Consider the following 18,785-nt stretch of genomic DNA (forward strand, 5'->3'; position numbering starts at 1 on the left):
CAAACCAGCTTAATCTGTGTACTTATAGCCAACACCACGTACAGAGTGGAAATGACGTGGATTGCGGCTATCGGTTTCAAAATATTTCCGGAAACTCAAGATGAAGTTATCAATAGTACGGGTAGAAGGATAGACATTATAGCCCCAAACAATCTGCAGAATCTTCTCACGTGTTACAACCTCTCCTTTATTTTCAATCAGCAGTTTAAGTAACTGTGCTTCTTTCTTGCTCAGTGTAATGGTTTCACCGGTGATACCGATGGCTTCCTGTGCTTTGAAATCAATTGTATTGTTACCGAACTGATAAGTATCACCGATACTCTCTTTTTCCTGTAGTTTCTTATTCTTATCAATCAGTTTTTCTACGCGCAGCAAAAGTTCTTCCAGGTTGAAAGGCTTGGTGAGGTAATCATCCGCACCTTTTTTCAGTCCGAGCACACGATCTGAGCTATTGCTTTTTGCACTGAGTATGAGAATAGGCAGTTCACTGTTTTTAACCCGGATGGTTTCTGTAACACTAATACCATCTAATTCGGGCAGCATCACATCCAGAATGATGAGGTCAAAATATTCGCCGGCAACAGCCTGTAGGGCTGCAGCACCATCATAAGCGGAGGTAACGGTATATCCTTCCAGCTCCAAATTGAGTTTGAGGGCTTCATGCAGGTTTTCCTCATCTTCCACCAACAGAATATTGCCTTTTTCACTGCTCATACTGCTGTAAATATGGTTGTAAAAATAGCACCCTGCGGATAATTGTTTGTCACAGTAATGTTTGCCCCGAAATGATGTACAATTTTACTGCAGAGATACAAGCCCAGGCCCGTACCCTTGGTAGTTCGGGTATTTTCATCGCCAGAGCGGTAGAATTTTTCGAAAATGCGTTTTTTGTCTGCATCAGGAATGCCTTTGCCATAATCTGTGACCATGAGGCTGGCTTTACCCTGACGTTGTTCCAGCTTAAGCGATACAGGTTTGTCTTTGGGTGAGTACTTGATTGCATTATCAATCAGGTTATTGATCAGCAATTGCATCATTAACTCATCTGCAAAAATGTATATCCCATCTTCAATATCAGACTCAATGGTTCGGGCACTGTAGTGTATTCTTGCTTCCTGCACACAGTTGATGGCTACCTCACTCAGGTTTACTTCATGGGCAGTCATAGATAAAGCATCATCTCCCTCTAATCTTGATGCCAGCAAAATATTGTTACAAAGATTATCGAGACGACCAGCTTCCTGAAGTGTATTGGTGATCAGCTTTTGCTGTCTGGCCTCATCTAGTTTTCTTTTCTGCAGGGTTTCCAGATTGAGTTTGGTAACAGCAATAGGTGTTTTCAATTCATGCGTTATCGCCATCATGAAATTCTGTTGCTGGGCAGCCAAACGAATTTGTCTCCGAACAGCACGATAAACAAACACTGCACCTACCATGATCAGGGCTAAGAATGTTACACCTTCACCAATATACTGCGCTGTTTTCCTATTACCCTCAGCAATCGCATCCAGCATGGCTTTGATATCATGCTGCTTTTCAGCTGCATCAATTCTAATTTCTGTAATACGTCTGTTTTGCCTTTCCAGTGCAATAAACCACCAGATCAGCGCAGCAATAATATATAACAGTAAGAACCAATAGACTACTGTTACCAGCCTGAGTTTGCTTTTAGGAAAGATTGTCATTCCGTTGCTTTTTCAACACGAATACCCGCATTCAATACATACTGCAATGGGTCTTCGCGCATAGCCTGTTTCAAACGAAATATATACTGGCCCTTACGCAGGCGGATGGGTTTGGGTGTTAAGCTGATGCGGTGATCATAAATATCGTCCATGCCCGTGCCCAGCCATCCTTTAGCAGGATCAGCCAATTTCAAATCCAACAATTGATATTTCATGGCTTCTACAGGCGTTTGGGTTCCGATATTCACCCAGATATTGTTATAGCCATAGGCATCTTCATGTCTGAGAACGAGATAGATTCTATAAGACACTGTGGTATCCTGCACATCAAATTTGAACTCCAGCGAATCTTTGCTGCTCCATTGATGATCCGGAAAGAAATGTTGTTGTTCTTTCAGTTCAATAGCTGTACAGCTGTACAAACTCAAACCAATCAATATTGAAAAAAGAAGTTTCTGCAGCATATACTTATAAAATATTCAAGACTTGTTCTTTCGCTTTTTCCAATTCATCCTTCATCAGAATTACGCATTTCTGAATAGTGGCATCATAAGCTTTTGAGCCGGTAGTATTGATTTCCCTGCCGAATTCTTGTAAAACGAAAGACAGTTTTTTACCCTTGCTACGCTCCTTGCCTTTCAGCACTTCGCGGAAATAATCGCAGTGATTCTTCAAGCGAACTTGCTCTTCACTGATATCAATTTTTTCGATATAGTAAATCAGTTCTTGTTCCAGTCTGTTGGGATCATAGTTTTCCTTACCTACATTCTCTTCCAAAGTTTTCTTCAATCCCTCACGAATCTTTTCTCTGCGCAAGGGTTCTAAAGTGGCTATTTCAGCTTGCAATTGCTCAATCTGTTGCACACGATCCAACAAATCGGCTTCCAATACTTTGCCTTCTTCTGTTCTGTGTGTATTGATTTGTGTGATAGCATCCTGAAACACACGCTGAGCCGCAGCCCATTCCTCATCATTGAGTAACTCAGACTGGTTAGTAACCACTTCCGGTAAACGAAGGATAGCAGCGAGGAGCTGGCTATCATCGGCCTGCATTTCTTCAGCCACCTGCTTCACTGAAGTATAATAAGATTTCAGTAAGTCGGTATTAATAGCCACTGGTTTGGATGCGCCATTGTTCTTGATGGTAGCAATACATTCCACGCTACCCCTTTCCAATGATTCGCTCAGCATCTGTCTGATATCGAATTCAAAAGGCTTGAGCTGTGCGGGTATATTGAGTCGCAAATCAAACTGTTTGCCGTTGAGTGAACGAAGTTCCACCAGCAATACCTTATCGCCAATAGATTGTTCACTGCGGCCATAGCCAGTCATGGAGTAGAGCATAAATAATTCTTAGGCAGTAAAAGTAAATGAAAATGCGGGAAGCTCCCTAAAACAAAGCTGCCCCGTATGAACGGGGCAGCAGCAGTAAAACTGTGAAAATCCGAATCTTACAACCTGGTTAGTGTGTAAGTATTGTTGGCCAGCTCTACGACAATCTTATAGTTGCCGCTAGTTGATGGAGCAGGCATATCTTCTCCTTCTGGTTTCAATGGACCGCCCAAACCAATATTGGCTGCACTACCATTCACTGCACCGTATTTCTTACCCCAGTTACCATTCTCAGGCAGGAAGAGGTATTTCTCACCGGCAGTTAATGCGATAGATGCAATTTCAAAGCGGGTAGCTGTAACGCGGGTAAATTGCTGTGATGGCACAGGAACAGGATTGCTCCAGCCACCAGGTGTAGCACCACCTACCAGGAAGAGACTGCTAGGCAAACCATGCTGCTGGGTAAATGGTGTTACAGTGAACTTACCAGCCTGAAAATCTACAACGATCTTATACAGACCTGGAGCAGCTGCTGGGCTGGGGAAATTATCACCACCACCAACACCTGGAGCGTAGTAAACGAAGTTGCCACCGTTAGCAATACCAGGAACACTGTTATTGGTTAATGCATATTTCTGGTCCCAGCTACCATTGATAGGTAACATCAGGTAGCTACCTGGCTTCAGGTTAAATACTCCAGCAAATGTGGTTTCATCCAATCTGCTGAACTCCTGTGAAGGCACTGGAACAGGGTTGTTCCAGCCACCATCAGATGCATCACCTACCAGGAAGAGACGGCCAGAAGTTGGCAAAGCCACTTTAGGCGGAATCTTATATGGTGTAACACGCAGCTTCAGTGTATTAGATACCAGACGCTCGTTGTTGTTTGGGAAAGATGAGATCACACGCACATCAATATCGTATGCCGTATTGAAAGCAAAACCAAAGCCCAGCAGGATGCTGTTCAGTTCTTTTGCCAACATACTCAGTCTGCGTGTACCAGTTACTGTACGGGTAACTGATTTTGAGAAGTTACGATTGGTAGAATCGATCTCAACAACATACTTCACCGTACTTGAGTCAATAGAATACTCAGGGTTAGTCCAGCTCAACGTTAATGCAACGTTGTTGGAATCTGCAGCGGCAGGAGCAATTGTAGCAGCTGAAGCTGAGATCACTGGCTGCTTACCATTACTGAAGACAGCAATCTCGCCACCGCCTTCGATGTTTTTCTCACAAGCTGTAAAGAGCATTCCGGCAGCCAGCAGGAAAAACCATAATTTTTGAATGTGTTTCATATCAAATAGTTTTTACAGTTAAAGCTTCACACCGGAATATTCTCCAGTCTGGAAATTATAGGTCATGCGATAATTACCCGCACCTGGTGAAGGGAAGGCAGGATCAGCATCACGCTTTTCAAATGTGCCGCTCAATGCTGTACCACCGGTAATCATGTGGTACTGCGTACCCCATACACCCTGTGTTTGAATCAGCTTATATGCACCACTTGCGTTGAACGTAACATCAATACGATATTCTGTATCGGTTACTTTGGTACATCTTTGAGTAGCATCAAATGGTGCTGGTAACGGATTGCTCCAGCCAGATGCCAATGCATCACCTACCAACCATAAAGTACCGTCTGTAGGTGGTTCTACTTTAGGTGGTGGCGCAAATGGGCGTGCTGTGAAAGAGAACACATTTGATGTTAATACAGCAGCACTTGCACCTTGTGCCAGGCTAGCTGTTACGCGCGCTTGCATGGTGTACAATCTGCCGAAAGTGAGACGCATATCATTACCCAGGATAGCATTCAGTTCTTTCTCTGTAAAAGTCTTAGTCAGATCTGAAGCAATAGTGGTAACATATCTTCTACCGCTAGTGAAATTAGCACCAGTAGTATCAATCTCTAATGTGTAGGTTACGTTAGCTGAACTAACACCAGAAGTAAATTTATACTCAGGGTTGGTCCAACGTAAAGTAATCGCTGTTTCATTTTCTGTCAATGCAGTCAGGCGAACAGCATTGGTGCTGCCGGTGAGCACTGGAGCCGTACCTCCTTCGAAGTACAGTTTATTCTCATACTTCTCGCAGCTGGTGCCGGCCAGAAGCAAAAGCCCAAGCACTGCTGACTGGAGTATTTTGATGTATTGTTTCATAATAGTCAGTTTACTTGATTAGTAGTTAGGGTTCTGTACCAGATTCGGGTTAGCTACGATATCTGAAGAAGGCAATGGATACAGCTTTCTGAAATCTGCTACTGCAGTACCTGCAGCTACACCACCTTTCCAAGGCCAGAGATAAGTACCTTCTGTGAAACGACCATAACGAATCAGGTCTGTTCTGCGGTGACCTTCCCAGTACAACTCACGAGCTCTTTCATCAAGGATGAAATTGATGTTAAGTTGATTTGCACCAGGACCAGCGGTAACATTACCAGTTGCATTGCCATAAGCACGCTGACGCAGATTGTTTACATAAGTCAGCGCTAAGTTAGCATCGCCACCAGCACCGCCTCTTAAAACAGCTTCTGCATAAATCAGGTACATTTCAGCCAAACGGAACAGTGGGAAATCAATATCTACCCAGTTTACGAAATTGGCAGGTCTTGCACCAGCTCTGTTTACGTTTCTGTATTTGTTGATTGCAAAGCCATCTTTGAAATTGGCAATATCTGCAATCTCCAGATTGTGCTGGAAGAATTGTGCACGCTTATCTGCAGCACCAGTGTAATCAGGGAACAACGCAGGAATATTCTTGGTTGTACGAATACCACCCCAACCACCATTGATACCAGAAGATGCAGCGTTCATGTCGCCACCAACTGAAGCATGGGTTAAGAAAGTAGTACCACCCCAGTTCTGTGTGCGCTGACCATCATAGTTGAGTGTTAAGATAAACTCGTTGGCGTTTAACTGATTGTCGGCTAACATCAGGTGACGATAATCAGCCACCAGTGTATAACCAGCATCAATGACACGCTTAGCATATACAATCGCATTATTGTAATCAGGCGTACCAGTGTACACACCGGCATTCAGATACAATCTTGCCAACAAAGCCCAGGCGGCAGCTTTATCTGCACGGCCATATTCGTTACTTCTGGCAGCTGGCAAATCAGCTTCAACAGCTTTCAGTTCTGTAACAATGTAATTGTACAGATCAGCACGCTTGATTTGCTTTGGAGGCGTAGCACCAATTGGAGAAGCATCATCAATGAATGGTACATTACCAAACAGATCTAATGCTGCCCAATAAGCATAAGCGCGCATGAAGCGAGCTTCCGCCTTAAAGGTTTTAACTGCAGTAGCATCTGCACCTGTAATACCTCTACGAGCTAAACGATCATCAGCAGCTTCGCGAATAAATTCGTTCGCAACTGTAATGCTGTAGAAAAGACGGTTATACAGACCTTCCAACATGGGGTTGCTTGAACTCCAGTTCATGTTGTGGAAGTCGCGGATACCGGGGTCACCCCAGGCTACTACTGCTTCGTCTGTGCTCAGTTCCTGAGCCTTCCAGAACAAACGCAGATAGTCTGATGTACCCTCATCAATATTGGCAAGGTCACCTGCACCGGCAGGGCCTGCGTTACCTGTTGTAGCGAAAGAGCCATACACTTTAGCGAGTACAGTTTTGTATCCATTTGCATTGGCGTAAACTGTCTCAGAGGTCTGGTCAACTTCCGGCTTGATATCCCACTTCTTACAGGAGCTTACTGTAAGCGCAAGCACCGCAAGCAGGGAAAATAGCTGAATGGAAATCTTTTTCATATTCATCTGAATTTATCAGGATTAAAAATCAAGGTTCACACCCAATACAAACATTCTTGGACGAGGGTAAAGATTGTTATCAATACCACCCGCGATCTCAGGATCGATACCACTGTACTTGGTGATGATGAATGCATTCTGTACGTTCAGAGAAGCACGCATGTTGATGCCTTTGGCAATCTTACCAACATTGTAACCAATATTGATATTATCCATACGCAGGAATGATGCGTTCTCTACATGGTAGTCAGACAACAACTGTTCTACACTATTGGTAGCAAAGTTGGTTGTCAGCACTTTTCTGGAAGCGTTAGCCAGGAAGCCGTTTGGATCCAGAATACCGAAGTAAGTGCCACGAACAGAATTAAAGTTATTGTACATGTAGTTGCCGAAAGAACCACGCAGTACAAAACCGGCTGTCCACTTCTTATAAGACAAAGAAGAGTTTACACCCAGCAATACATCTGGTTCAGGCGACATATAACGATAACGATCTTTCTCGTTGATCACACCATCGCGGTTGCGATCTTCAAACAGGTTCTCGATAGGGTTATTGTTCTTATCATATACCTGCTTGTACACGTAGAAAGAACCTGGTCTGTAACCAACACTGTTGATCTGCACAAAGTTACCAGTACCACCGGCGATGAAGCCACGAGGTGCACCAGGATAGTTTGGATCAAATACGCGTGTCAGATTCTTGATTTCGTTATCCAGGAAAGTCAGGTTGAAACCAAAATCCCAGTTCAGGTCTTTTGTACGCTTCAGGTTGGTATTCAAAGTGAATTCCAAACCTCGGGTATTCAGTGTACCAACGTTTGTTGTTAACACGTTGCTGAAGTTTGTACCAACAGGAATAGGAATGGTGTTCAACAGATCTTCGTTATCCTTATTGAAGTAGTCGATGCTACCATTGATCTTATTATTGAACATGCTGAAGTCGATACCAATGTTGTAAGACTTCAACTGCTCCCACTTCAGCAATGGATCATAAGCTGAAGGACGCTGCATCTGGTAGAAAGTATTACCAAACTGATAAGAAGCAGTCAGGTTACTCTGAGAGTAGATAGGCAGGAATGGGAAACTACCACCAACTGATTGGTTACCGTTTACACCATACGCTGCACGCAGTTTCAAGTCATTGAACACTTTGCTGTTCTTCATGAAGTCTTCTTCGCTGATACGCCATGCAGCAGCCAGGGCTGGGAATGTACCCCAACGAGCAGGATCTCCTTTCAGACCAAAACGAGTAGAACCATCACGTCTAACTGTTGCTGTCAGGATATACTTACCATTATAAGTGTACACCAAACGAGCGTAATAAGACATGAGTGAGTTTTGGAAAGGCTCATTCAAACGACCGGCATAGTTAATGACTGTACCGTTTGCACGTCTGTTAGGGAAGGTATCAGAAACCACACGGAAAGACTGGAATGAATAACCAGCAGTCAGATCGATGCGGCTATTGATAGAACGCAAATCCTTCGCATAATTCAAATAAAATTCAGCTACAGTATTGGTATTATTCTGATTGTACTGATTGTTTACACCACCCTGGAAATAAGCTTGTGCAGCACTATCCGGAACATAGATGGTTCCTTTACCACGAGCTACATCATAACCCAGATTCAGGTTAGCACGCAGTTCTGGCAGGAAATGGAATTTATAATCAACCTGCATATTACCAATGCTTCTTACGGCATCACTCTGATCGCTACGCAGATTCAGCAAGCCAACAGGGTTACGCTGTGAAAGCTGGTTAGGCTGGTTGCTGGCATTCAGCCATTCCCAATAACCACCGAAACGGTTGTTACCAGATAATACTGGCTGAGTAGGATCAAAAGAAACGGCGTTACCAATAGCACCTTGGTTAGCGAACTTATTCTTCGTAGAAGTTCCTTTTACATTCAAGTTCACTTTCAGGTGATCGTTCATGAATGAAGGGCTCAGGTTAACAGCTGCAGTGATACGCTGCATGTTATCTGTCTTCAGGATACCATCTTGATTCAGGTAACCAACTGATAAGCGATAAGGCATTTTACCTGCAGAACCAGTCACGCTCAGGTTATTATCTGTCATGATTGCTGTTCTGTAGATTTCATCCTGCCAATTGGTACTTGCATTACCCAGACGGGCTTTTTGTTGTGCAGTACCTCTCGCATTTACTACGGCGCGGAATTCATCAGCCGACAGTACATCTACTTTTTTACCTACTGTAGAAATAGACAGATTGGTATTGAAGCTGAACTGAGGCTTACCTTTCTTACCCTTCTTCGTAGTAATGATGATAACACCATTAGATGCTCTTGAACCGTAGATAGCGGCCGCAGATGCATCTTTCAGTACGTTAAAAGTTTCAATGTCATTTGGGTTAATCATGTTCAGCGGGTTGGCAGAACCGGCAATGCCAGATTCGTCAACAGGCACACCATCGATCACGATCAATGGGTTGTTAGAAGCCGCCAAAGAAGAACCACCACGGATCAGGATACGAGATCCTGCACCAGGAGCACCGCCACCAGGTGTAATTTGTACACCGGCAACTTTACCATTGATGAGCTGTTCTGGAGAAACGATCGGACCTTTTACAAAGTCTTTCGCTGAAACCGAAACAGCAGCACCGGTTACGTCTTTTTTACGCTGGGTACCATAACCAATTACTACTACATCTGTAAGGGCAGTATTGGTTTCTACTAGTTGTACCTCGATGATTCCTGTTCCTACAGCAACTTCTTGTGCAGCATAACCCACAGAAGAAATTACCAATGTAGTAGCAGAAGCAGGAACGCGCAGGGTGAATGAACCATCCTGTCCGGCAGCTGTACCGGATTTTGTTCCTTTGATTGTAATGGTGGCACCTATGACAGGGCTACCATCTTTCGCGCTGGTGATCTTACCGGTCACCAACTTGTCCTGTGCCAGTGCAGGCATGCAAAGCATCACCAGCGGCAAGACCAACGCAATGAGCAGTCGTTTAAGATTCATAATTCAGGTTTTACTGGTTTGCAAGAAAATTTTCATTTGATTGAAGGGTTGTTTGCTTTTGTAGAGTCATATATATCAAAAGGGTTTGTTTACTGGATAATGAGTTTGGTTGTTTTGCTTTGTCCGTTCACACGCATCTCAATAACATAGAATCCATTTGTAGGCTTCTTAGAAAGCGCTTGCAGGTTAAGAGATTGCTGATACACACCTTTATTTCTTCTACCGTTGAATAATTGCGCAATTCTGTTGCCTTGCATATCAGTGAGGTATAAACCTACCTGTGCATTCAGTGGCAGTGTATAAGTAATCGTACCTGTTTGACGCAATGGGTTGGGACCAAGTTCCAGTTTTACTTCATTCATCCAAACAGGCTGAGTTGGTGTAATGGCGGTTGTAACTGCACCGCGCACATCTTTATTGGTATAAATATGGTATTCGGCTGGCGCTAATGAAACGTTTTGTGCACCACCTGCAGCTGTAATCGTAGTGCCTGTTAAATAACTATACCAAGTGCCTGCTGTGGGGAAGTTTACAGAACTGGTAGTAGCTGTTACACCAAAATTGCCCACTACGACAATCACTAATGAATCGCTGTTGATGGTCATGGTCTTAAATGCACCACTGAAATTCTGGCTTACACTATTGCTCGTGAATGTGGTAAAGTAATTAGGTGTTCTACGCAAGCGGAATAACTCTCTGTACACATTATACAATGCTGCGCGATTGGTTTCCGTACGATAGTTCCACAAGACAGGCTTGGGTGCAGTGCGGCAATCATTGTTGATGCTGCCATTCTCGCAACGGTTGATGGATTGATCATAACCCAGCTCACCAAATTGCCACATCAATTTCGGACCAGGCATCATAGCCCAGAATGCAGCAGCCATTTCTGCACGCTTCAATGCAACTGGTAAGGTATTTACTAAATGGCCGGTATTGCTGGTAGATCCATTTTGCAATGCATCGAAGATGATCCGTTCTTCATCATGACTCTCCATATAGGTCATCAAGTGTGGTTGCGACCAACCTCTGCGTGTATGCAAGCCCCAATCGAAATTGCTATTACCAAGATTGGTTGCTTTCACGGCTTCGCGGAAAGCAAAATTGCTATTACCCCAAAGCAACATACCGTAATTCGCTAGTTGCGTTTCTTCGTCGTTATTAGCAAAATGCTCTAGTATGCAATAGCTGCCGGGCAGAACTGCTTGCATAGAATCGTAGATACGCTTCCATGTATTGATGCGCGTGATATCTGTATTACCCCATGCATTTACATCATTAGGGTTATTCGTCTGTGTAAAGCCTTTTGACAAATCCCACCGGAAACCATCAATCTTATAATTCACCAGCCAGTGACGCACCACACGTGCGACAAAATCTTTCGTGGCTTGTGAATCGTGGTTCATATCATAGCCAACATTGAATGGGTGTTTGGCGTCTGGATTAAACCATGGATTATTAGTAGCAGGTTTATTGTTGGCACCATCCCAGTAGAGTTGCACCATGGGTGATTGACCAAAAGAATGATTCAATACCATATCCATGATCACTGCAATACCTTGTTTGTGGCACTCATCAATAAATTGACGCAAAGCATTCTCTGTACCATACATTTTATCCGGCGCGAAATAGAAACTTGGATTATAGCCCCAGCTATTATTGCCTTCAAACTCATTGAAAGGCATTACATGGATAGCGTTGATACCAAGGCGTTTCAGATAAGTAAGTGTATCGCGCAGCACATTCCAGTTTTGCGCAGCAATAAAGTCGCGCACCAATAATTCGTATACCAATAAGTTACGTTTATCGGGTCTGGTGAAATTAGGCACCTGCCAGTTGTATGCAGGCTTGGCTGTTTGCAGCACACTTACAATACCGGTTGTTTTGCCGGTTGGATAGGCTTTGAGTGATGGATAATTGCTGGAAGGGATGAAAGGATCGTTGAATGGATCCAATACTTTTTCTGTGTTATAATCTGCTACACGCAGCGTTCCATCCACCAAATATTGGTAAGCATATTCTGTACCGGGTGTAAGACCTGTAATGCGCAGCCAATGGCGATTACCGTCTTCTGTTCTGTTCATCTGATAATTCAATCCGGCAGTCCAGTTATTAAAATCGCCCAGCACCATCACACTTGATTTACCTGGTGCATAGAGTACAAGCACTGCAGAAGTATCTCCTGGCTGATAATTAATTCCATCCTTCACACCGGCAGGCAATGGCGCTACATTCACTGCAGCAGATACAAAAAAGTTAAGTGTATCGCGCACTGTTGTACTGCCGGCAACTGCTTCTGCAATAATTTGCTGATTACCTGCTGCAGTAATATTTGTGCTGGCTGTAATGGTTGTTGCTGCATTCTGTGTTGCTACCTGTGTACCATTGAAGAGAATGCGCAAATTCGCAGATTCACTTGCTTTAGCATTGATATTAATGCTTTCACCAATGGTCTTTGTAATGGGCTCTGGTGTTGGTGTAAATAAAGGTTGTCTGAATGGTTCATCAATGCGTACTGCAGCTGATGAAGTGTACACAGGCACATACATGTCTGAACCATCTGTATTTCTTTGCACCTTATTGCCATCTCCGCTGCGGAAGAGAATAGAGATTTTAGTGATGCGCTCTGTAGCATCTGTAATGCCAAAAAACGTACGTAAACCACCTGTAATCGTGTACTTCCATTGATTATTACCCAATGAACTACACTGCGCTTGCGTATTGGTTGTACCCCAAGTGAATTTTACATATTTCCAATCAGAAGCACTCGTGCTTTTTGTGGTGATAACACCAATATGCACATAGACATCTGTAAGTGGTGAATGCCCGCGAAGACCTTGATTACCTTTAGTTGCATCACAAGTGATCTCAACTGTGTTTGACGATTCTGTTATAAAAGATGGCGACCAGGTCAATAGCTGAGTATTGCCCCTGAGCACTGCAAAAAGCAGTGTGCTTAACAAGATAATTCGGATGGCCACTACAATCGTTTTACTGCAATCGTTTGCGAACAATGTGTAATTTTAACACATTACCATACAAATATGTGTATTTTTTACACATCACCAAAAAAACTTTCAACCTTTCCGACACATATCTTAAACAAAGCCTCAACAGATTGCAATCGTTTGCAAAAAGAAAGCGGGTAAACCTGCTCCCCAATTGAGTTTTGGCAGCTAATTTTAAACCATACCCTCTTAAACGATTGATTGCTATGCAGTTTCAGAAACCAAAGCTGAGCTTTCTCCAGATCATCAACATGAATGTGGGCTTTTTCGGTATTCAGTACAGCTTCGGTTTACAACAAAGTGCGGTAAATCCTATTTATGATATGTTAGGCGCCAGACCGGATGAGATCCCCCTGCTCAATCTGGCTGGCCCCGTTACGGGACTCCTCATCCAACCCATTATTGGTGCCATGAGTGATAAGACATGGCATCCCCGTTGGGGAAGGCGCAAGCCCTATTTCTTTATCGGTGCACTCTTATGCAGCCTCTGTTTGTTTATCTACCCCTTTAGCAGCAGCTTATGGATGGCAGTAGGCTTACTCTGGGTTTTGGATGCGGCGAACAACACTGCTATGGAGCCTTATCGAGCATTTATTGCAGATAAACTTCCGCCAGAACAAATGGCCACGGGCTTTTTATCACAAAGTTTTTTTACAGGACTCGGTATCACACTAGCTAATGTGTCTTTATTCATCTTCCAGAAAAATATCACTGGTAGCCTGGGCGCTATTCCTTATTGGGTATTCGGCTCCTTTTTCCTTGGTTCTGTTTGTTCCATCGCATCGGTTAGTTGGAGCATGGCCAAAACGCCGGAAATACCACCCACGTCAGAAGAACTGGCTGAATTGCAAAAAGAAAAGCTCAGCATTCTTACACCCTTTAAAGAAATTCCGTCAGCTATTATGGATATGCCAAAAGTGATGTGGCAATTGGCTTTGGTATATCTTTTTCAGTGGTATGCACTCTTTTGCTATTGGCAGAATGCTGCTAAGAGTATTGCACAATCTGCCTGGAAGACCAATAATTATCAGCAAAACCCTTTGTACGATGAAGCTGTGGGCTGGACAGGCCTCGTAAATGGCTGGTACAATATTGTTACTTTTCTCTCCGCATTTGCGCTTGTAGGACTTGCGAAAAAATACAGCCCTAAATCAGTACACATCATTTGCCTGATCTTGGCTGGTGCTGGCTTATTAATCTTTCCGCATATTGAAGACAAATATCTTTTCTTCATTCCTATGACGGGCTTTGGTATTGCTTGGGCAAGTATGATGGGTATTCCTTACTTAATGGTTGTAGGCAATATTCCTAAAGAACGCTATGGCGTATACATGGGTATCATCAACATGATGATTGTGATTCCGATGATTTTGCAAAACATCAGCTTTGGCTATATACTCAAACATTTTCTAAACAATGATCCGGGCAAAGCCATTTCCTTTGCTGGTGTTTTCTTACTGCTGGCAGCAATGGCAACTACCCTGATTAAATCAGCAAAGCCAACTGACAGCGTTCAAATGCCGATGGGTGGCGGACATTAAACTGAATCTGATGGAACAGATACTTTGCATTGGTGAAGCATTAATCGATATGATTTGCACAGACAAGGGCAGCACTTTGTCTGCAGGACAACATTTTCTCAAAAAAACAGGCGGTGCTCCAACCAATGTTGCTGCAGCTATTGCCGCACTGGGCGGAAAAGTATCGCTAAGTGCAAAAGTGGGCAAAGATCCTTTCGGTACACAGTTGATTGAAGTCATGGAAGAATTTGGTGTAGACACACAATGGATGCTCCGCGATGAGCATCACTTCACCACACTTGCATTTGTATCCTTGATGGAAAATGGTGAGAGAGATTTTGTTTTTAGCCGCGGTGCTGATGGACAACTGAGTGTACAAGACATCAAAGCTATTGATGTACATAATTACGGCATTGTTCATTTTGGTTCTGCTACCGGATTCTTACCCGGACCTCTACAAGATGCATACAGTGCTTTATTAAAGCAATCATTGAAAGCGGGCAGATTCATCAGTTTTGATCCTAATTATCGACATCTCTTATTCAAAGACAATATAGATGCATTCGTACAGCATTCCTGGTATTTTCTGGAAGCATGTGATTTCTTCAAAGTAAGTGATGAAGAAGCTTTGTTACTAACGAAAGCGAAAACTGTTGATGAAGCCGCTGCAATTTTTTTACAGCGTACCAATGCAGTATTTGCAATTACACTGGGAAAAGATGGTACTATGATGGGCTACCAAAATCAAACAGTACAAATTCCCAGTATCCCTGTCAAGCCGGTTGATACAACAGGCGCTGGCGATGCATTTGTTGGTGCACTGCTTTATCAGCTGAGCCAACACAATATTGCTGAAATGAAATCACTCAGTAAGGAACAATGGGCAAGCTATATGCAACAGGGCAATAAAGCTGGCGCGCGTACTTGTGAGTATATGGGCGCAATGGAAGCATTTAAATTTTTAAGCAACGATATTTTCAAATAGTTCATCATGTCTTTGCAAAAGGTTTCTTCACTGCTGGCAGAAAGCAAAACTGAAAAAGCATTTGCTGACAGATTATATGCAGCTGCATTAACACTGGAAAGATTGTTCCAGCAATTGTATCAGGGGCATCCTGCAGCAGAAGCTGCTTATGAAGGGCTGCTGAAAACAATCATACAAGCACATCAACAACGATCCAAAAAATTACAGGCTTACGATCAGGAGAAAGCTGCCAAAACGCATTGGTATCTCTCCAATGAAATTGCAGGTATGAGCTTGTATGTAGATCGCTTTGCAGGTTCATTAAAACAGATGCCTGAGAAGTTAGATTATCTGGAAGAGCTCGGCATTAATTTTCTGCACTTGATGCCCATCTTTGAGAGCCCTGCCAACGAAAGTGATGGCGGCTATGCTGTTTCTGATTTCAGAAAAGTAGATGCACGCTTCGGTAATCTGAAAGACCTTGAATCGTTGGTAAGTAAAATGCACCAGCGTAAGATGTACCTCATGCTGGATATTGTGCTGAACCACACTTCGCATAAACACGCATGGGCGGAAAAAGCCAAAGCCGGTGATCCTTTCTACAAAGACTTTTTCTATTTCTATCAAGACCGCAGATTGCCCGATCAGTTTGAACAAACCATGCCGGAGATTTTTCCGGAATCAGCGCCCGGCAGTTTCACCTATGTACCTCAATTGCAGGAATGGGTAATGACAGTCTTCCACAATTATCAGTGGGATTTAAACTATACCAATCCGCATGTGCTTGTAGCCATGCTGGATACAATTTTTTTCTACGCCAATCTGGGTGTAGATATTCTGCGCATTGATGCACCCGCATTTATCTGGAAGCGTTTGGGCACTACCTGTCAGAACCTTCCTGAAGCACATATCTTATTACGCATCATCAAATGCTGTGTGGCAATTGCAACACCGGGTATGGCTTTATTAGGAGAAGCCATCGTTGCACCTGCTGAAATCATGAGGTACTTTGGTACTGATGAGTTTGTTGCAAAAGAATGTGACTTTGCTTATAATGCAACACATATGGCCCTCCAATGGGATATGCTAGCCACAAAAGATACGCGCGTGATGTTGGCAGCACAAGAGCAGATATTGCGCAAACCATACGGCACCAGCTGGATTACCTATACACGTTGTCATGATGATATTGGTTTAGGCTACGACGATAGTATGATTGCTGTTGCGGGCTTTAATGCTTTTGAACACAGAAGATTTCTGAAAGACTATTTTTCCGGTAGCTATCAAGGTTCACCTGCATCAGGTGCTTTGTTCTCTGTAAATCCCAAAACCAATGATGCACGTATCAGCGGTACACTGGCTTCTTTGTGCGGTTTAGAGAAAGCGCTTGCATCGAATGATGCTGCGGCGATTGAAGATGCCATCAATAAGATTTTATTGATGCAGGCACACAGTTTTTTCCTGGGCGGCATTCCGATGCTGTTCTACGGAGATGAAGTAGGCTACACCAATGACTACAGTTATTTGGAAGATGTGGGTAAGAGTTATGATAATCGTTGGATGCATCGCCCCATTATTGACTGGGAGAAAAATGCACGTAGACAACAAGCAGATACGATTGAAGCGCGCATTTTCAATGGCACAAAAAAGTTGTTACAAATCAGAAAGCAGTTAGCCATTATTGCTGACAGCAGTAATCTTACCTGGGTAACACCACACAATATTCATGTGGCTACTTATGTGCGGAAATATGGAGATGAAAGGTTTTTTGGTGCCTTTAATTTCAATGATGCACCAGCCTACCTAACTTGGTATGCATTCAAGGAGCATCAAGTACAGAGTAATAAACTCTTTGATCATTGGTCCGGACAAACCTATACCGTTGGTGATGACCGGGAACACCTCATCATTCCGTCACATGGTTTTTGTTTGCTGACGCCGGCTTAATGTTTACCGTATAGACTGATGAGTTTGAGTAAAACGCCATTGGTCCAGCCAAAACCATCCTGACCGGGATACTCGCCGCCACCGGCTTCCAATGTGGTATTCTCTACATTGTACTTCTCCATCATTTTTCCGGTACGTGCATATACATCAGTGTTTACCTGAATCCATCGCTTGGCAATGGTTTCAGCCAATTGGTTTTGCTGGTAATTCCGTAAGCCCTGTATGGTCATCCATTGCAATGGCGCCCAGCCATTGGGTGCATCCCATTGCTGTCCGCTATTGACCAAAGTGGTAACAACCCCACCAGATTTTAAAAATTCCTGCTCAATCACATGCGCAATTTTCGGTGCTTGTACATCTGTTGCAATCTGAAAGAAAAGTGGAGAAGCTCCGGCAATGGTTTTTCGTTCTGTTTGTTTTTTCTGACTAATACTATAATCATAATACCAACCCATTGACTCATTCCAGCAATAAAAGCGAATAGCAGTTTTTCTTCTTAATGCTTTCTTATAATACACTTTTGCTTTATCTATTTGCTTAGCCTGTGCCGCAGCTTTAGCGAGCACAATTTCCAATTGATACAGTAGTCCGTTTAAATCAACAGGTATAATATCCGTAGTTGCAATAGTACCAATCGTCTTGTTATCATTAAACCAGCGTGTGCTGAAATCCCAACCGCTTTCTGCACCACTGCGCAAATCTCGACAAACACGCTTGTATGTAGCTGTTTGATTGACAGCACCAACAAGTTTTGCCTGTGCTGTAGCTAACTCATGGTCTTCACGATAACTTTCTTGTCTTGGCTCATCTACTGCATCATAATACCGGTTCAGGATACTGCCATTGGGCATACGCACCACATGCTTGGTTGGTGCTGTCTGATCCATCCAGTAAGCATATTCTTTTTCAAGCGCATGCTGGTATTTTGTATACACTTTTTCACCCTTATGTTTCGCCAATAAATCAACCATTAACGCAAAAAAAGGTGGCTGAGAGCGGGATAAATAATAAGATCGATTACCATTAGGCACATGCCCGTATGCTTTGATGAGATAAGCAAAATTGTCGACCATACTTTCAATAGTTGCAAGCTCCCCACTTTCTTCCAAGCCCAGCATGGTAAAGTAAGAATCCCAATAGTAAATCTCTCTGAAGCGACCGCCGGGTACAATATACGCACCGGGTAATGGCAGCAAACTACTACCTACAACAGGCTTGTCGGCCTCTCTTTTAAGACTAGCCCAAAGATTTTTAATGTGCGTGGCCACATCTTTCTCAGGTTGCACATATTGTACTGTTTCAGGTGCAGCTGGAAGTGTGAAATTATCCGCTACAAATTGCTTGAGTGAGAATCCTGGCTTGCTTTTTTGCTTCTTATACGCTGCAACAATAGTTTCCGGTTTGCCCTTGGGTACACAATCCACAAAGGTTTTTCCATCGGGAAAAATGCGCTGTAGCTGAATATCTTTGAACAAAACACCATATAACTGATCTGGTGTTTTCACCGGCTGCTGTGTCATAAAAGCAAAAGCAGTTATGATGGCTATCACAAGCAAAATATACTTTTTCAT

General features: G+C 43.3%; 13 protein-coding genes. 3 read left to right on the forward strand and 10 right to left on the reverse strand.

Annotated features, from left to right (window positions below):
• Window positions 1-9: 9 nt before the first annotated feature.
• The 9 genes from J0L83_08965 to J0L83_09005 all read right to left on the reverse strand — a co-directional run bounded on the left by J0L83_08965 (window position 10) and on the right by J0L83_09005 (window position 12,756).
• On the reverse strand, window positions 10-714 hold the full coding sequence (locus tag J0L83_08965) for a response regulator transcription factor (protein ID MBN8664691.1): 705 nt from the start codon (window positions 712-714) through the stop codon (window positions 10-12).
• Window positions 711-1,685, reverse strand: coding sequence for a two-component sensor histidine kinase (locus J0L83_08970; GenBank protein ID MBN8664692.1), 975 nt, complete (start codon window positions 1,683-1,685; stop codon window positions 711-713). Before J0L83_08970 ends, J0L83_08965 begins: the two co-directional genes overlap by 4 nt.
• Complete coding sequence (locus J0L83_08975) at window positions 1,682-2,149, reverse strand: gliding motility lipoprotein GldH (protein MBN8664693.1); 468 nt, start codon at window positions 2,147-2,149, stop codon at window positions 1,682-1,684. The genes J0L83_08970 and J0L83_08975 overlap by 4 nt, the downstream gene beginning before the upstream one ends.
• A gap of 4 nt (window positions 2,150-2,153) precedes the next feature.
• A complete protein-coding gene (locus J0L83_08980) occupies window positions 2,154-3,029 on the reverse strand; it encodes a YicC family protein (GenBank protein ID MBN8664694.1) in 876 nt (291 codons plus the stop codon).
• A 107-nt stretch (window positions 3,030-3,136) separates the two neighbouring features.
• Window positions 3,137-4,315: a SusE domain-containing protein gene (locus J0L83_08985; GenBank protein ID MBN8664695.1), complete on the reverse strand. Its 1,179-nt coding sequence runs from the start codon at window positions 4,313-4,315 to the stop codon at window positions 3,137-3,139.
• 18 nt (window positions 4,316-4,333) lie between these two features.
• Entirely contained in the window at window positions 4,334-5,176 is an 843-nt protein-coding gene (locus J0L83_08990; protein ID MBN8664696.1) for a SusE domain-containing protein, read from the reverse strand.
• 18 nt (window positions 5,177-5,194) lie between these two features.
• Entirely contained in the window at window positions 5,195-6,790 is a 1,596-nt protein-coding gene (locus J0L83_08995) for a RagB/SusD family nutrient uptake outer membrane protein (GenBank protein ID MBN8664697.1), read from the reverse strand.
• A 21-nt stretch (window positions 6,791-6,811) separates the two neighbouring features.
• Window positions 6,812-9,775, reverse strand: a complete 2,964-nt coding sequence (locus J0L83_09000) for a SusC/RagA family TonB-linked outer membrane protein (protein MBN8664698.1) — start codon at window positions 9,773-9,775, stop codon at window positions 6,812-6,814.
• A gap of 89 nt (window positions 9,776-9,864) precedes the next feature.
• Window positions 9,865-12,756 (reverse strand): T9SS type A sorting domain-containing protein, encoded by a 2,892-nt coding sequence (locus tag J0L83_09005; protein MBN8664699.1) that lies wholly within the window; start codon window positions 12,754-12,756, stop codon window positions 9,865-9,867.
• A gap of 233 nt (window positions 12,757-12,989) precedes the next feature.
• On the opposite strand from J0L83_09005, the gene J0L83_09010 reads away from it, so the two are divergent.
• Genes J0L83_09010 through J0L83_09020 form a run of 3 tightly spaced genes read left to right on the forward strand, consistent with a single transcriptional unit; the run spans window position 12,990 to window position 17,214 of the window.
• Window positions 12,990-14,324, forward strand: coding sequence for an MFS transporter (locus J0L83_09010; protein ID MBN8664700.1), 1,335 nt, complete (start codon window positions 12,990-12,992; stop codon window positions 14,322-14,324).
• A 10-nt stretch (window positions 14,325-14,334) separates the two neighbouring features.
• Window positions 14,335-15,288, forward strand: coding sequence for a carbohydrate kinase (locus J0L83_09015; GenBank protein MBN8664701.1), 954 nt, complete (start codon window positions 14,335-14,337; stop codon window positions 15,286-15,288).
• 6 nt (window positions 15,289-15,294) lie between these two features.
• Entirely contained in the window at window positions 15,295-17,214 is a 1,920-nt protein-coding gene (locus J0L83_09020; protein ID MBN8664702.1) for a hypothetical protein, read from the forward strand.
• Here the strand turns inward: J0L83_09020 and treA are convergent.
• A complete protein-coding gene (gene treA, locus J0L83_09025) occupies window positions 17,211-18,785 on the reverse strand; it encodes an alpha,alpha-trehalase TreA (protein MBN8664703.1) in 1,575 nt (524 codons plus the stop codon). The genes J0L83_09020 and treA overlap by 4 nt on opposite strands.

This window comes from Chitinophagales bacterium, from assembly GCA_017303835.1.
Lineage (GTDB): Bacteria > Bacteroidota > Bacteroidia > Chitinophagales > Chitinophagaceae > JAFLBI01.

Coding starts and splice junctions, on each gene's coding strand:
- J0L83_08965 (MBN8664691.1), bottom strand. CDS start 714: ATGAGCAGTGAAAAAGGCAATATTCTGTTGGTGGAAGATGAGGAAAAC.
- J0L83_09010 (MBN8664700.1), top strand. CDS start 12,990: ATGCAGTTTCAGAAACCAAAGCTGAGCTTTCTCCAGATCATCAACATG.
- J0L83_08975 (MBN8664693.1), bottom strand. CDS start 2,149: ATGCTGCAGAAACTTCTTTTTTCAATATTGATTGGTTTGAGTTTGTAC.
- treA (MBN8664703.1), bottom strand. CDS start 18,785: ATGAAAAAGTATATTTTGCTTGTGATAGCCATCATAACTGCTTTTGCT.
- J0L83_09020 (MBN8664702.1), top strand. CDS start 15,295: ATGTCTTTGCAAAAGGTTTCTTCACTGCTGGCAGAAAGCAAAACTGAA.
- J0L83_08980 (MBN8664694.1), bottom strand. CDS start 3,029: ATGCTCTACTCCATGACTGGCTATGGCCGCAGTGAACAATCTATTGGC.
- J0L83_08995 (MBN8664697.1), bottom strand. CDS start 6,790: ATGAAAAAGATTTCCATTCAGCTATTTTCCCTGCTTGCGGTGCTTGCG.
- J0L83_09015 (MBN8664701.1), top strand. CDS start 14,335: ATGGAACAGATACTTTGCATTGGTGAAGCATTAATCGATATGATTTGC.
- J0L83_08985 (MBN8664695.1), bottom strand. CDS start 4,315: ATGAAACACATTCAAAAATTATGGTTTTTCCTGCTGGCTGCCGGAATG.
- J0L83_08990 (MBN8664696.1), bottom strand. CDS start 5,176: ATGAAACAATACATCAAAATACTCCAGTCAGCAGTGCTTGGGCTTTTG.
- J0L83_08970 (MBN8664692.1), bottom strand. CDS start 1,685: ATGACAATCTTTCCTAAAAGCAAACTCAGGCTGGTAACAGTAGTCTAT.
- J0L83_09000 (MBN8664698.1), bottom strand. CDS start 9,775: ATGAATCTTAAACGACTGCTCATTGCGTTGGTCTTGCCGCTGGTGATG.